Origin of the sequence: Metapseudomonas otitidis (assembly GCF_011397855.1) — a bacterium.
Lineage (GTDB): Bacteria > Pseudomonadota > Gammaproteobacteria > Pseudomonadales > Pseudomonadaceae > Metapseudomonas > Metapseudomonas otitidis.
In genome coordinates this window covers 5,769,941-5,784,418 of record NZ_AP022642.1, presented here as the reverse complement: position 1 = coordinate 5,784,418, position 14,478 = coordinate 5,769,941, and the positions used below count along the sequence as shown (strand labels likewise).

The window sequence follows — 14,478 nt, the reverse complement described above, 5'->3', positions numbered from 1 at the left end:
ACTCAGGCAGCCTAGGCCGGTCGGGGGGCGCCGTCTAATCGCTTTGCCCGATGCTGTGATCGATGTTGTCTATCGGTCAGGTTTGCGCGCCTCTGGCTCGGGCTCAGGTGCTTGCCAGAAGGTCCCGGGCTTCGCTGAAGCAGGTGTCGGCGAGGGTGGAGCGGGGCAAACCACGGCGCTGGATGAGCCCGAACGGGGCAAGGGTATTGGCCTGCTCGATGGGTGTCAGCGCCAGGTGCTCGGCGAGGGCGTCGAGGCCGCTGGCCAACGGCATGATGGCGCAGCACAGGCCGGCGCTGACGGCCTGCAGCAACTGGTGCACGGCGTCCGTCTCCAGGCGCGGGCGGGGCGTCAGGCCCCGGCTACGGAAGCCGTGGTCGATGGACTGGCGGAAATGCATGCTGCCGGAGAGCAGGCCCAGGGGCAGGGTGGCCAGCTGTTCCCAGGTCAGGGCGGCGTCGCTGAAGGGGAAGTGGCGACGGTCGTGCAGCAGGCCCATGCGGGTGTCGGCGATCTCCAGGTACTCGAAGTGCTCGCGGTCGAGGCGGTCCAGGTAGCACAGGCCGAGGTCGAGCTGGTTGCTCGCCAGGCGTTCGAGGATCTGCTCGGAGCTGAGGGCGAAGAGCTGGAAGCGCAGGTTGGGGTGGCGTTCGGCAAAGGCGCGGATCAGCCCCATGGGGTCGTAGCCGGCCAGGGGCACCAGCCCCAGGCGCAGGGTGCCGACCAGTTGCCCGCGGCAGGCGGCGGCCTCGGCCTGCAGGCCGTCGTGAGCAGCGAGCAGGGTGCGGGCCCAGGCGAGCACGCGCTGGCCGGCCTCGGTGAAGCCTTCGAAGCGCTGGCCACGCTGGACCAGCTCCAGGCCCAGCTCCTCCTCCAGCTTGCGCAGGCGCATGGACAGGGTCGGCTGGGTGATGTGGCAGCGCGCAGCGGCCTGGCCGAAGTGGCGCGTCTCGTCCAGGGCGACGAGGAACTTGAGCTGCTTGATGTCCATGCCAGCGGTCCTCAGAGGCCGGTGCAGAGCTGGCGGTAGTCGTCCACCGCGTCGAATTCCTCGGTGTCCTTGTCGGCGCCCTGGCTGTCGGGGCGGCGCACGGCCAGCAGGTGGGCGACGCCATGGGCGCCGGCGGCGCGCAGGATCGGCAGGCTGTCGTCGATGAACAGCGCGCGGGCCGGGTCGAACGGGCAGTCGGCCTGCAGGGCCTGCCAGAACTGCGGGTCTTCCTTGGGGTAGCCGTAGTCGTGGGAGCTGATCATGCGGTCGAACCAGGGCGCCAGCTCGACCCGCTCCATCTTCAGCGAGAGGGAGTCGCGGTGGGCGTTGGTGATCAGCACCACGCGCTTGCCGGCGCGGCGCAGGGTGGCGAGGAACAGGTCGGCGTCCGGGCGCAGGGCGATCAGGTGCGCCACTTCGCGCTTGAGGTCGCGGATCGACAGGCCCAGCTCGCGGCTCCAGAAGTCGGTGCAGTACCAGTTCAGCTGCCCGGCGTGCTGGCGGAACAGCGGCACCAGCTCGGCGTCCGCCAGTGCGCGGCTGATGCCGTGGTGCTCGGCGTAGCGCTGGGGCAGGTAGTCGAGCCAGAAGTGGTTGTCGAAGTGCAGGTCGAGCAGCGTGCCGTCCATGTCCAGCAGCACGGTGTCGATGGCGGGCCAGTTGAGGGTGGGCATGGGTGTCCGGGCTGGGTCGAGGGTGGTGGCCGTGGGTGCGCCCTGCACGGTCGTCAGGGTGCAATCTCCGACACGGACAATCGGAAAAGCCGGGGTATGATAACCCGCCGGTCCCAACCAGGAGTTCGTCATGCGTCAGAAGCCCACCGTGCTGGCCCGCGAGATCGTTGCCAGCAGCCGCCTGTTCAGCGTCGAGGAGCTCCAGTTGCGCTTCGCCAACGGCGTGGAACGCACCTATGAACGCCTGGTGGGCAAGGGCTCCGGCTATGGCGCGGTGATGGTGGTGGCGCTGCCCGATCCGGAGCACGTGCTGCTGGTGGAGGAGTACTGCGCCGGCACCGACGACTACCAGCTGTCCCTGCCCAAGGGCCTGGTGGAGCCCGGCGAGGACGTGCTGGAAGCCGCCAACCGCGAGCTGAAGGAAGAGGCGGGCTTCGGCGCCCGCCGCCTGGAGCTGCTCACCGAGCTGTCGCTGTCCCCCGGCTACATGAGCCAGAAGATCCAGGTGGTGCTGGCCCGCGACCTCTACGAGGAGCGCCTGCCGGGCGACGAGCCCGAGCCGCTGCGGGTGGAGCAGGCCAGCCTGCATGACCTCATCACCCTCAACGAACATCCGCAATTCAGCGAGGGGCGCGCCCTGGCGGCGCTGTACCTTGCCCGAGACCTGTTGACCCGCCGTGGAGAATTCCCTGCATGAGCCACCCTTTGCTGCCCGCTGTCCTCGATCTGGTGGACCGCGCCGGTCACGCCATCCTGCCGTTCTGGCGTGCCGAACTGGCCGTTGAGGAAAAGGCCGATGCCTCCCCCGTCACCGCCGCCGACCTGGCCGCCCACCGCGTGCTGGTGGAGGGCCTGACGGCGCTGGCGCCGGAGATCCCGGTGCTCTCTGAAGAGGCCGCCGACATCCCCCTGGAAACCCGCGCGGGGTGGCAGTGCTGGTGGCTGGTGGACCCGCTGGACGGCACCAAGGAGTTCATCGCCGGGTCCGATGAATTCACCGTCAACGTCGCGCTGATCGAACAGGGTCGCGTGGTGTTCGGCGTGGTCGGCATCCCGGCCAGCGGCCGTCGCTACTACGGTGGCGCCGGCTTGGGGGCCTGGCAGCAGGATGTCGGCGGTGTGGCCCATGCCATCCGCGTGCGCCCGCAGCCGGCCGAGGCTTTCACCCTGGTGGCCAGCAAGCGCCACTCAAGCCCGGCCCAGGAGCGCCTGCTGGCGGGGCTCGGCGAGCGTTTCGGCGAACTCTCGCTGGCCAACATCGGCAGCTCCCTGAAATTCTGCCTGCTGGCCGAGGGGGCGGCGGATTGCTACCCGCGCCTGGCGCCGACGTCCCAGTGGGACACGGCAGCGGCCCAGGGCGTGCTGGAGGGGGCCGGTGGCGAGGTGCTGGACCTGGCGGGTGCGCCGCTGGGCTACGGGGCGCGGGAATCCTTCCTCAATCCCTCCTTCCTGGCCCTGCCGGCGCAGGCCGCATGGCGCGGCGAACTGCTGGCGCTGGCCCGCGAGCTGGCGTGAGCCGGCTCCCTGAACCGGGTGGGCCGGGTGGTGTTCCGCCAAAGCCCACCAGGCTCAGTTCAGTCAGTCAGGATCAATCGAGCATGTCGCTGAAGCGTTCGTCGCGGGCGTAGAGCAGCGGGCGGGCGAAGCCGGGGACCTTCACGCCGTCTGTGGAGACTTCCAGCTCGCGGTCGTCGATCAGGTCGTTGCCGAAGTTGTAGATGATGTCCAGCTCGCCCATCAGGGCGCGGGCGTCGTAGTCGCGGGCGGCGGCGCGGGTGGCCTCGCGCTTGTCCAGGTAGGCGGCGAAGGCGTCGGCGCCGTGGCGCTTGTGCAGCATGCGCTCGGCCAGGCGCGGGCTGATCACCACGCCGGTGGCGTTGTTGCCGCCGAAGCCCTTGGAGTTGATGAAGCAGATGTCCAGGTTAGCCCGGTCGCGCTGGTCGGCCAGGGGGATGGCCAGGCGCTGCTGGTGGACGTCGTCGGCGACCCGGTCGATGGTCTTGATGCCCGGCAGGATGCCGTAGCGGAAGGTGCCGAGGGCGGAGATCAGCTGGTCGCCGCTGGCGGCGGCGAGGGAGTGGCCGACGAAGGCCTTCACGGCGGTCAGCGGCCAGTTGTCGATGCCGAAGGCGCCGGCCACGCGGTCCAGCAGCTCGGATTCGGTGACGCGGTTGGCCGGGGTGCTGGAGCCGTGGGCGTGGACGAAGCTGCGCTGGCGCACGGCGTCGCTGCCGAACAGCTGGGTGGCGCTGGCCACGGCCTTGGCCAGGGTCAGGTAGTTGCCCGGGCCGGGGGCGGAGATGGATTTCTTGAAGCCGTCGGCGTTGATGAACACGTCGGTGACGGCGCCGTGGATGTCGGCGCCCAGCTGCAGGGCCAGTTCATCATCCATCAGCACCACGTACTGGCTGGATTCGGCCAGGGTGAAGCCGCAGTTCTCGCCGAACGGGCGGCTGGCGCGGCGGAAGTCCACGTCGTCGCGGCCGCCGACCTGGCGCAGGCCGTCTTCGGTGGCCAGGGCGCCCATGGCGCCGTAGCCGTCGATGCATTCCTGGTTGATCGGTGCTTCGGCGTTGCCCACCAGGGCGACGCGGGCGCGGCCGCTGGTGATCTGCTCGATGGCCTTCTGCAGGTTGTAGAGGAAGGTGGCGCAGGCGCCGGTGACGCTGCCGGTGGTGCCGACGCTGCCCAGCACGTAGGCGTTGATGAAGTCGGCGGGCATGGTGTTCAGGCCCAGGGGCAGCTGCTTGGCGGTGACGCGGCCACCCTTGAGGCGCGACTGCATGAGGCCGCCGAAGCCGTTCTCGTCGAGCTGGCTCATGATGCTGCCGGAGAACACGGCGATCTCGTCGGGCTGCACCTGGTCGACGATCTGCTGCCAGGGCAGGCCGATGGAGCGGATGGCGTCGGTGGCGGCCACCACCGACAGCTGCAGGCCGCGGGGGTGGAAGCGGGAGTTGTACAGCTCGCCGGGCTCGAAGCCGCTGGGCAGCTGGCCGGCGGATTTCACCGGCAGCGCGCGGAAGCTCTCGACCTTGAATTCGCTGGTGCCGCCGAGGGTGACGCGCACCTCGCCGCTATCCAGGGTTTCCACGCTCCAGCTGGCCGGCAGGGGCTCGGGCAGCTGCTTGCGCGAGGTGATGAAGGTGATGCGGGCGCCGTCCTCGGGGGTCACGCCGATGCTTTTCTGCCAGGGCGCGGCGTCCACGTCGAGGAAGCTCTTCTCGATGCGGCGCACCAGGGTGGAGGCCAGCACGCGCTCGCCGTAGCGGGCTTCGATGGCGGGCAGGTCCAGGGGCTTGCCGTCGGCGTCCAGGTACTGGCCGTCGACCACGGTCACCAGCTTGGTCATCACGGCGAGGCCGGCCAGGGTTTCCTGGCGGGTGGCGGCATCGAGGCTCTCGATCACGGTGCGGCGGAATCCGTGGTGGAAGGAACTGCGTCCTGCCGCGTTGTAGCCGCCAAAACCAACGATGACCGGAAGTCGGGACATGACTGGAACACTCCTCAAATGACCATGGCGTGGCAGGGCCCGGTGACGACGCGGTGAAGACGGGCCAAGGAGACCGCAGGAGCGGCTGGCCAGGGGTGCGAGGTCGGGGCCCGGTCACGGACCGGGTGGCAGCTCGTACGAACCGAATGCCATACCTGACGCGGCCTATGACCGTCGAGTCACTTGGAGGGCGGCCGGTGCTGCCGGCCGAGAAGGCGCCCGGCGGCCCGCGAGGGCGCGCCGGGCCTGGGCTTCAGCGGTAGCTGAGGCCGGGGGTGGCGGTGCTGACGCGGGTGCCGGCCTGGCCCCGGGCGATGGCTTCGATGTCCTTCAGGGCACCGATCACCGCAGGACGGCCGGTCTCGCGGGCGAACTCGCAGGCGGCCTGGACCTTGGGCCCCATGGAGCCGGCGGCGAAGCCGAGGCGCTCCAGTTCGTCGGGGTGGGCCTGGGCGATGGCCTTCTGGGTGGGCTTGCCCCAATCGACGTAGGCGGCGTCCACGTCGGTGGCGATCACCAGCAGGTCGCTCTCCAGCTGGCGGGCCAGCAGGGCGGAGCAGAGGTCCTTGTCGATGACCGCCTCGACACCCTTGAGCTTGCCGTTCTCGTACATCGTGGGGATGCCGCCGCCGCCGGCGCAGATGACCACCGAGCCTTTCTCCAGCAGCCACTTGATCGGGCGGATCTCGAAGATTTGCTTGGGCCGGGGGCTGGCGACCACGCGGCGGAACTTGTCGCCGTCAGGAGCGATGGCCCAGCCTTTTTCAGCGGCCAGGCGCTCGGCGTCCTCGCGGGGGTAGACCGGGCCGATGGGCTTGCTGGGGTGCTGGAAGGCGGGGTCGGCCGGGTCCACTTCCACCTGGGTGAGCAGGGTGGCGAAGGGCACTTCGACGGGGAGCAGGTTGCCCAGCTCCTGTTCGATCATGTAGCCGATCATGCCCTCGGTCTCGGCCCCGAGCACGTCCAGCGGGTAGGGGTTGGCGGCGTCGTAGGCGGCGCCCTGGAGGGCCAGCAGGCCCACTTGCGGGCCGTTGCCGTGGGCGATCACCAGCTCGTTGCCGGGGGCGACCTTGGCGATCTGCTCGCAGGCGACGCGGACGTTGTCCCGCTGGTTGTCGGCGGTCATGGCTTCGCCTCGGCGCAGCAGGGCGTTGCCGCCCAACGCGATGACGATTCGCATGGTGGTTCTCCTAGTGCAGTGAGAGGGGCGGTTGGCCGCCGCCTCCCGGGATCACTGAGGGTCCTGAGCGCCACGGGGATGGATGCCCCGTGGCGAACTGGAATCAGATGTCGGCGAGGGTCGAGACGAGAATCGCCTTGATGGTGTGCATGCGGTTTTCCGCCTGCTCGAAGGCGATGTTGTAGGGGGACTCGAAGACGTCCTCGGTGACTTCGATGCCGTTCTTCAGGTTCGGATACTGCTCGGCGATCTGCTTGCCGACCTTGGTCTCGCTGTTGTGGAAGGCCGGCAGGCAGTGCATGAACTTGGCCCGGGGGTTACCGGTGGCCTTCATGATGTCCATGTTCACCTGGTAGGGCAGCAGCTCCTTGATGCGTTCGCCCCAGGCTTCCACCGGCTCGCCCATGGAGACCCACACGTCGGTGTGGACGAAGTCCACGCCCTTCACCGCTTCCTTCGGGTCTTCGGTGAGGGTGATGCGGGCGCCGCTTTCCTCGGCGAACTTCTTGCACGCGGCGACGTGTTCATCGCTGGGCCAGAGGGCCTTCGGCGCGGCGATGCGCACGTCCATGCCGAGCTTGGCGCCGATCAGCAGCAGGGAGTTGCCCATGTTGTTGCGGGCGTCGCCCAGGTAGGCGTAGCTGATGTCGTGCAGGGGTTTGTCGCTGTGCTCGCGCATGGTCAGCACGTCGGCGAGCATCTGGGTCGGGTGGTACTCGTCGGTGAGGCCGTTGAACACCGGCACGCCGGCGTAGGTGGCCAGTTCTTCGACGATGTCCTGGTGGAAGCCGCGGTACTCGATGGCGTCGTACATGCGGCCGAGCACCCGGGCGGTGTCCTTCATGCTCTCCTTGTGGCCGATCTGCGAGGAATTAGGGTCGATATAGGTGACGTTGGCGCCCTGGTCATAGGCGGCGACCTCGAAGGCGCAGCGGGTGCGGGTGGAGGTCTTCTCGAAGATCAGCGCGATGTTCTTGCGCTTGAGGTGCTGCTGCTCGGTGCCGGTGTACTTGGCGCGCTTGAGGTCGCGGGAGAGGTCCAGCAAGTAGCGCAGCTCGCGGGTGCTGTGGTGCATCAGGCTCAGCAGGTTGCGGTTGTGCATGTTGAAGGCCATGGTCGTTCTCCTTTTGGGCAGGTCGGAAGAAGGGCCCCGCCTGTACTGCTCGTGGCGTCGGCGGGGCGGGGGCGGCCGTGGGTGACGGCCGCCGCCTGGTCTCAGTAGTCGATCGGGTCGCGCAGGATCGGGCAGGTCATGCAGTGGCCACCGCCGCGGCCGCGGCCGAGTTCGCTGGCACTGATGGTGACCACCTCGACACCCGCCTTGCGCAGCTGGGTGTTGGTGTAGGTGTTGCGGTCGTAGCCGATGACCACGCCGGGCTCCAGGCAGACCACGTTGTTGCCGTCGTCCCATTGCTCGCGCTCGGCCTCGAAGCTGTCACCGCCGGTCTGCACCACGCGCAGTTGCTTGAGGCCGAGGGACTCGGCGACCACGTCGACGAAGTGCTTCTCTTCGCGACGGATGTCGATGCCGTAGGGGCGGCTCTCGTCCGGACGCAGGATGAAGGGCACGATCTCGCGCACCACTTCCGGGAAGATGGTCACCAGGTCGCGGTCGCAGAAGGTGAACACGGTGTCCAGGTGCATGGCGGCGCGGGACTTGGGCAGGCCGGCGACGATGATCTTCTGCGCCGCGCCCTTGCTGAACAGCGACTGCGCCAGTTGGCCGATGGCCTGGCGCGAGGTGCGCTCGCCCATGCCGATGAGTACCACGCCGTTGCCGATGGGCATCACGTCGCCGCCTTCGAGGGTGGCCATGCCGTGGTCCTTGTCAGGGTCGCCGTACCAGACTTCGAAGTCGGCGCCGGTGAACTGCGGGTGGAACTTGTAGATGGCGGTGGTCAGCAGGGTTTCCTGGCGTCGCGCCGGCCAGTACATGGGGTTGAGCGTGACGCCGCCGTAGATCCAGCAGGTGGTGTCGCGGGTGAACTGGGTGTTGGGCAGCGGCGGCAGGATGAAGCTGGAGTGGCCCAGGTAGTCGCGGTACATCTTGATCGCGCTGACCCCTTCGCTGTCCGGCAGGTCGGAGCCGGCGACGCCGCCGATCAGGTATTCGGCGAGCTTGCGCGGCTCCTGCTCTTCGAGCCAGGCGCGCACTTCGTTGACCAGGCCGACGCCGACCTGGTCGGGGGTGATCTTGCGGTCGAGGATCCACTTCAGGGCCTCGGGGTTCTGCACGATGTCGGTGAGCAGGTTGTGCATCTCCAGCACCTCGATGCCGCGCTCGCGCATCTTGGTGACGAAGTCGAAGTGGTCGCGCTTGGCCTGGTTGACCCAGATGACATCGTCGAACAGCAGTTCGTCGCAGTTGTTCGGGGTCAGCCGCATGTGGGCGAGGCCCGGGGAGCAAACCATCACTTTGTGCAGTTTGCCGGCTTCGGAGTGGACGCCGAGTTTGACGTTGGACATGGCAGGTCTCCTTGCGGATCAGAGGGTCAGGAAGCCGTCGTAGAGGCCATAGGCCGCTACCAGCGCGCCGATGACGACGGCGGCGAAGATCAGCTTCTCGACAGGGGTGAATACCGGTTGGCCGAGTTCATGCTTGGCCTTGGCGAAGAGGATGGCGCCGGGGGCGTAGAGCAGCGCCGAGAGCAGCAGGTACTTCACGCCGCCGGCGTACAGCAGCCAGGTGGCGTAGACCAGGGCGAGGCCGGCGATGGCCAGGTCCTTGCCGCGCTCGCTGGCGTCCTGCTCGTAGGTCTCGCCCCGCAGCGGCAGCAGCACGGCGTAGGCGGCGGACCAGAAGTACGGCACCAGGATCATCGAGGTGGCCAGGTAGATCAGCGACAGATAGGTGCTGTTGTTGAACAGCGTGACGATGAGGAACAGCTGCACCATGGCGTTGGTCAGCCAGAGCGCGTTGGCGGGAACGTGGTTGGCGTTCTCGCGACGCAGGAACTCCGGCATGGTGTGGTCTTTCGCGGCGGCGAAGAGGATCTCCGCACACAGCAGCACCCAGGACAGCAGCGCCCCCACCAGCGAGACCACCAGGCCGACGCTGATCAGCACCGCGCCCCAGTGCCCCACCACGTGCTCCAGCACGGCCGCCATGGAGGGGTTCTTCAGCTGGGCCAGTTCCGGCTGGGTCATGATGCCGAGGGACAGCACGTTCACCAGCACCAGCAACAGCAGCACGATTACGAAGCCGAGGATGGTGGCCTTGCCGACGTCGCTGCGCTTCTCGGCGCGGGCGGAGAAGATGCTCGCGCCTTCGATGCCGATGAACACCCAGACGGTGACCAGCATCATGTTGCGCACCTGGTTCATCACGCTGCCCAACTCGGGGTTCTTGGTGCCCCAGATGTCAGCGGTGAAGATGTCCAGCTTGAAGGCGAACAGGCAGATGAGGATGAACAGGAACAGCGGCACCACCTTGGCGATGGTGGTCACGAGGTTGATGAAGGCCGCTTCCCGGATGCCGCGCAGCACCAGGAAATGCACCGCCCAGAGCACCACCGAGGCGCCGACGATGGCTGCGGGCGTGTTGCCCTCGCCGAAGATCGGGAAGAAGTAGCCGAGGGTGCCGAACAGCAGGACGAAGTAGCCGACGTTGCCCAGCCAGGCGCTGATCCAGTAGCCCCAGGCCGAGGAGAAGCCCATGTAGTCGCCGAAGCCGGCCTTGGCGTAGGCGTAGACGCCGCCGTCGAGGTCGGGCTTGCGGTTGGCCAGGGTCTGGAAGACGAACGCCAGGGTCAGCATGCCGACGGCGGTGATCGCCCAGCCGATGAGGATCGCGCCGGCATCTGCACTGGCTGCCATGTTCTGGGGCAGGGAGAAGATCCCGCCGCCGATCATGGAACCGACCACCAGGGCGACGAGCGCGCCAAGTCGGAGTTTGTGCGTGGAGTCTGACATCTTGCACCTCCATTCGAGTAGGAACTGTGCTTAGTTGGCTCTTCCTTTCATGGAAGAGTGATGACGTGGGTCAATAGCCAGCTAACGATGTGCGAGGAACAATTTCCGACAGAAAACCTGAACAGCTCGACAGCTTTCCATGAAGGACTGCGAGCCGCGATTGGCGGGGCTTTTGGCCTTCCCTGGAGCAGCGTCCGATTCAAGCTAGACGGTTTTCATTTCAATTCAAGTTGCGGGGATTGGTGACGGCGCGGGTGAGCGGTTTCGCCTTGCTGCCGAAGGGAATGACGCTGCGAGGCGGTAATTGCGTTCCGCTATAAGCAGGCCCAGGGACAGGGCATACCCCCGACTTCTCGACATCGGTGGAGGTGAATGATGTTCCGCCCCGGACACCTGGATATCCGCAGCGAGGCGCTGGGCGCGTTCCCGGCCTATCGCTTCGACCTGGACTACGCACTGCGTCAGGACGACGACGGCCCCTATGTGCACTTCGACCTGGTCGGTGAGGTCAGTGGCCAGCCCTTCCAGGATCGCTTCCGCCTGCACCGCGACGTTGCCTACAACTTCCTCCACCGCACCTGCCGCTGCCTGCGACGGCACGGCCTGGCACCGGGCGCGCTCGAACCCCTGGCCCATCACCGGGACTACGTGCGGGTGTTCGATGACCTTCGCGCGCAGCTCCACGCGGCACCGGGGACGCCGGTGGACCTGGAGCGATTCCTGCGGGAGCGGGAGGAGTGACGAAGAGCCCGGCGGATGGCCGGGCTCTTCACCGGTGACGGCAGGCGTGTGGCCCGGCGCCTGGCTGCAGGGCAGCCGATCGAGGGAGTGACCCGCTGGCGGCTTGTGGCCGTTGCGGGCGGGCGCCGGCCGGTGGCGGGTGCCCAGGCCCGGCGCGTGCCGGGCACGTGCGACTGAGCAAGGGCTGTGCCAGGCCCATTCCATGGCTGAAACCCTTGCCCGGCGTGCCCTGTGGCTGCAGAGCGCGTGTGGCGCTGGGCGGTTTTCCGCCTAGCTTTCGCCGTCGTCGTTCGGATTTCCGCCGATGAAGGCCAGGTTGTGCTTGCGCAGCTTGTCCGAGAGAGTCTTGCGCGGCAGGCCGAGGGCTTCCGCCAGGCTGCGCATGGAGCTGTGGGGGTTGGCCAGCTCGGCCTGGATCAGGGCCTTCTCGAAGGCTTCCACCTGTTCGCTGAGGCCGCCTCCGCTGAGGGGCACCTCCGGCGCGCTGTTGTCCAGCGCCAGGTCCAGGCCCAGGGCGAAGCGTTCCGCGGCGTTCTGCAGTTCGCGCACGTTGCCCGGCCAGTTGTGGGCCAGCAGGGTGGCGCGCTGGCCGGCGTCCAGCGGGCGCGGCTGGCCGCCGTGGCGGGCCGAGGCGGCTTCGGCGAAGTGGCGGAACAGCAGGAGGATGTCTTCGCCCCGCTCGCGCAGCGGCGGGATGCGCAGGCTGGCGACGTTGAGACGGTAGTAGAGGTCGGCGCGGAAGCGGCCCTGGTCGGCGGCCTGGCGCAGGTCTTCCTTGGTGGCGGCGATGATGCGGATGTCCAGCGGGATCAGCTGGTTGGCCCCGAGGCGCTCCACCACCCGCTCCTGCAGCAGGCGCAGCAGCTTGACCTGGACATCGGGGCTCATGCTCTCGATCTCGTCGAGGAACAGCGTGCCACCGTTGGCGTACTCGAACTTGCCGATGCGGCGCTTGGTGGCGCCGGTGAAGGCGCCTTGCTCGTGGCCGAACAGCTCGCTTTCCACCACCGATTCGGCCAGGGCGCCGGCGTTGATGGCGACGAAGGGGCCGTCGCGCCGGCTCGACAGGTCGTGCAGGGCGCGGGCGACCACCTCCTTGCCGGCCCCGGTCTCGCCGAGGATCAGCACGTCGGCCTGGGTGGCGGCGAGGGCGCCGACCTGGTCGCGCAGGCGCTGGCTGGCGGCGGACTGGCCGATGATGCGGGCGCTGAGCTGCTGCCGGTCGGAGAGGGCCAGGCGCAGGCTGCGGTTCTCCAGCACCAGGCGGCGCAGGTCGAGGGCGCGGCGCACGCTGTCCAGCAGGTCGTCGCTGGCGAAGGGCTTCTCCAGGAAGTCGTAGGCGCCGGCGCGCATGGCCTGCACGGCCAGGGGCACGTCGCCGTGGCCGGTGATCAGCAGCACCGGCAACTGCGGGTCGCGGGCGTGGAGCTGGCGCAGCAACTCGAGGCCGTCGATGCCGGGCATGCGGATGTCGCTGACCACCACGCCGGGCCAGTCGGGGTCGAGGGTGTCGGCGACGCCCTTGGCATCCCCCAGGCTGGCGACCTTGAGGCCGGCCAGGTCGAGGGTCTGGCTGAGGGCCTGGCGCAGGTGCGGGTCGTCGTCGATCAGCAGGACCTGGACGGTGGGGTCGAGGGGTACGGTCATGAGGCGATGTCCTCGGGCGACAGGGGGTTGGCGCCGGGTACGGCGGTGCGCAGGCGCAGGGTCAGCAGGGCGCCCCCTTCGGGGTGGTTGTCGAACAGCAGCTCGCCACCCAGGGCGCGCATGAGGCTGTCGCAGATGGCCAGGCCGAGCCCCAGGCCCTGGGCGCTGGTCTTGGTGGTGAAGAAGGGTTCACGGGCCCGTTGCAGGGCCTCGGCGCTGAAGCCGGGGCCGTTGTCCCGCAGGTGCAGTTCGACGATGCCGGGTTCGGGGGCGGCGGTGCTGATCCAGATGCGCCGTGGCTGGGGCTTTTCGCCCAGGGCGTCTAGGGCGTTGGCCAGGAGGTTGCCCAGCACCTGGCGCAGGCGGGTTTCGCCGGCCTGTACCCAGAGCTGGGCCTCGGGCAGGTCGCGGACCAGTTCCACGTCCATGGCGCGGCGGCGCTTGGCCAGCAGGGCGAGGGCGTCGTCCACCGCCGGCTGCAGGGCGACGCTCTCGGGGGCGTGGCGGTCGCGCCGGGCAAAGGCGCGCAGGTGGGCGATGATCGAGGCCATGCGCCCGGTCAGTTCGCTGATCAGGTTGAGGTTGGCGCGGGCGTCGTCGTGGCGCTGGTGGTCGAGCAGCACCACGGCGTTGTCGGCGTAGCTGCGGATGGCCGCCAGGGGCTGGTTGAGCTCGTGGCTGATGCTGGCGGACATGGTGCCGAGGGCGGAGAGCTTGCCGGACTGCACCAGTTCGTCCTGGGCGCGCACCAGTTCCTGCTGGGCCTGCTCGCGTTCGAGCACTTCGTCCTTGAGGCGGTTGTTCAGGGCCTCCAGGTCGCGGGTGCGCTCCTGCACGCGGGCTTCCAGCTCCTGGCGGGCGCGGGCGTCGAGGGCGATGCGGTCGAGGTAGTGCCGGCGGCGCTGCATCATCAGGCCGATGAGCAGCAGCAGGGCGAGCAGGGTGGCGGCGACGATGGCGTCGGTGGTGCGCACCTGGCGGTCGATCAGCAGGCGCGGGGCGAGGATGCTGACGGTCCAGCCGGTTTCCTGCAGTTCGCGGCTCTGGGTGATCCAGTCCTGGCTGCGCAGGCGCAGGGGCTCTGGCACCTGGGTCGGGTAGGGCTGGTTGGCGGCGATGGCGGCGCGCTCGGCGGCGTCCAGCTCGCGGGTGGCGTGGAAGCGCCACTGGGGGCGGGAGGTGATGATGGCGACGCCGTTGCCGTCGGTGACCATCAGTTGCTCGGGTGTGTTGCCCCAGAGGGTTTCGGCGTCGTCCAGGTCGACCTTGACCACCAGGATGCCGATCACCCGGCCCTGCTCCTGCACCGGGCTGGCGTAGAAGTAGCCGCGCTTGCCGGAGGTGGTGCCCAGGCCGAAGAAGCGCCCCTGGCGGCCCTGCAGGGCTTCGCGGAAGTAGGGGCGGAAGGAGAAGTCGCGGCCGACGAAGCTGTCGGCCTTGTCCCAGTTGGAGGAGCTGAGGGTGCGGCCTTCTGGGTTCATCAGGTAGATGACGTCGGCCCCGGTTTCCTCGCGCACCTCACTCAGCAGGCGATTGGCGGCGTCCAGGCGGGCCTTGTCCTGGGGGGCGGCCAGTTGTTCGCGCAGGGCCGGGAGGTCGGCGAGGATCGGCGGCAGCACCTCGAAGCGGCGCAGGGTGCCCAGCAGGTTGGCGACGTAGAGGTCGAGGGTCTGCCGGTTCTGCTCGGCCAGGGTGCGGTTGTAGTAGCGGTCGGCCAGGTGGTGCGCGGGCCAGAGCAGGGGCGCGAGCACCAGTGCCAGCAGCACGAGGCTGCGCCAGCGGGGTCGGTAGGGGAGGGTGTTCGCGGTCATGGTGTCAGGATGCGCCCGGGGTGGGGCGC

12 protein-coding genes are annotated in these 14,478 nt (G+C 68.6%); 3 read left to right on the top strand and 9 right to left on the bottom strand.

Going from position 1 to position 14,478, the window contains the following annotated elements; genetic code table 11:
* Positions 1 to 103: 103 nt before the first annotated feature.
* Both PotMrB4_RS26765 and yrfG read right to left on the bottom strand, forming a co-directional pair.
* The gene (locus PotMrB4_RS26765; protein ID WP_172434902.1) at positions 104 to 991 is read right to left on the bottom strand and encodes a LysR family transcriptional regulator; all 888 of its coding nucleotides are present in this window, start codon (positions 989 to 991) and stop codon (positions 104 to 106) included.
* Between the two features lie 11 nt (positions 992 to 1,002).
* On the bottom strand, positions 1,003 to 1,665 hold the full coding sequence (gene yrfG / locus PotMrB4_RS26760) for a GMP/IMP nucleotidase (protein ID WP_074972272.1): 663 nt from the start codon (positions 1,663 to 1,665) through the stop codon (positions 1,003 to 1,005).
* A gap of 130 nt (positions 1,666 to 1,795) precedes the next feature.
* On the opposite strand from yrfG, the gene nudE reads away from it, so the two are divergent.
* Together nudE and cysQ are read left to right on the top strand one after the other, a co-directional pair.
* On the top strand, positions 1,796 to 2,362 hold the full coding sequence (nudE, locus tag PotMrB4_RS26755) for an ADP compounds hydrolase NudE (protein WP_044405337.1): 567 nt from the start codon (positions 1,796 to 1,798) through the stop codon (positions 2,360 to 2,362).
* Entirely contained in the window at positions 2,359 to 3,180 is an 822-nt protein-coding gene (gene cysQ, locus PotMrB4_RS26750; protein WP_172434901.1) for a 3'(2'),5'-bisphosphate nucleotidase CysQ, read from the top strand. The genes nudE and cysQ overlap by 4 nt, the downstream gene beginning before the upstream one ends.
* Before the next feature lie 73 nt (positions 3,181 to 3,253).
* Here the strand turns inward: cysQ and PotMrB4_RS26745 are convergent, their stop codons facing one another.
* The 5 genes from PotMrB4_RS26745 to arcD form a co-directional block, all read right to left on the bottom strand.
* Positions 3,254 to 5,158 carry a beta-ketoacyl synthase gene (locus tag PotMrB4_RS26745; RefSeq protein ID WP_172434900.1) on the bottom strand — a complete coding sequence of 635 codons (1,905 nt, stop codon included), beginning with the start codon at positions 5,156 to 5,158 and terminating at the stop codon, positions 3,254 to 3,256.
* Positions 5,159 to 5,411: 253 nt separating this feature from the next.
* Complete coding sequence (arcC, locus tag PotMrB4_RS26740) at positions 5,412 to 6,338, bottom strand: carbamate kinase (RefSeq protein ID WP_044405343.1); 927 nt, start codon at positions 6,336 to 6,338, stop codon at positions 5,412 to 5,414.
* 103 nt (positions 6,339 to 6,441) lie between these two features.
* Entirely contained in the window at positions 6,442 to 7,452 is a 1,011-nt protein-coding gene (locus PotMrB4_RS26735) for an ornithine carbamoyltransferase (protein ID WP_074972264.1), read from the bottom strand.
* A 101-nt stretch (positions 7,453 to 7,553) separates the two neighbouring features.
* Complete coding sequence (gene arcA / locus PotMrB4_RS26730) at positions 7,554 to 8,804, bottom strand: arginine deiminase (protein ID WP_044405347.1); 1,251 nt, start codon at positions 8,802 to 8,804, stop codon at positions 7,554 to 7,556.
* Positions 8,805 to 8,822: 18 nt separating this feature from the next.
* On the bottom strand, positions 8,823 to 10,250 hold the full coding sequence (gene arcD, locus PotMrB4_RS26725; RefSeq protein WP_107330345.1) for an arginine-ornithine antiporter: 1,428 nt from the start codon (positions 10,248 to 10,250) through the stop codon (positions 8,823 to 8,825).
* A 375-nt stretch (positions 10,251 to 10,625) separates the two neighbouring features.
* Here arcD and PotMrB4_RS26720 point away from each other — a divergent pair, with 375 nt between their 5' ends.
* Positions 10,626 to 10,991 (top strand): DUF5064 family protein, encoded by a 366-nt coding sequence (locus PotMrB4_RS26720; RefSeq protein WP_160158617.1) that lies wholly within the window; start codon positions 10,626 to 10,628, stop codon positions 10,989 to 10,991.
* A gap of 270 nt (positions 10,992 to 11,261) precedes the next feature.
* On the opposite strand, the gene dctD is transcribed toward PotMrB4_RS26720, so the two are convergent.
* Positions 11,262 to 12,638 carry a two-component system response regulator DctD gene (dctD, locus tag PotMrB4_RS26715; RefSeq protein WP_172434899.1) on the bottom strand — a complete coding sequence of 459 codons (1,377 nt, stop codon included), beginning with the start codon at positions 12,636 to 12,638 and terminating at the stop codon, positions 11,262 to 11,264.
* Complete coding sequence (locus tag PotMrB4_RS26710) at positions 12,635 to 14,449, bottom strand: sensor histidine kinase (protein ID WP_172434898.1); 1,815 nt, start codon at positions 14,447 to 14,449, stop codon at positions 12,635 to 12,637. The genes dctD and PotMrB4_RS26710 overlap by 4 nt, the downstream gene beginning before the upstream one ends.
* Positions 14,450 to 14,478: the final 29 nt, after the last annotated feature.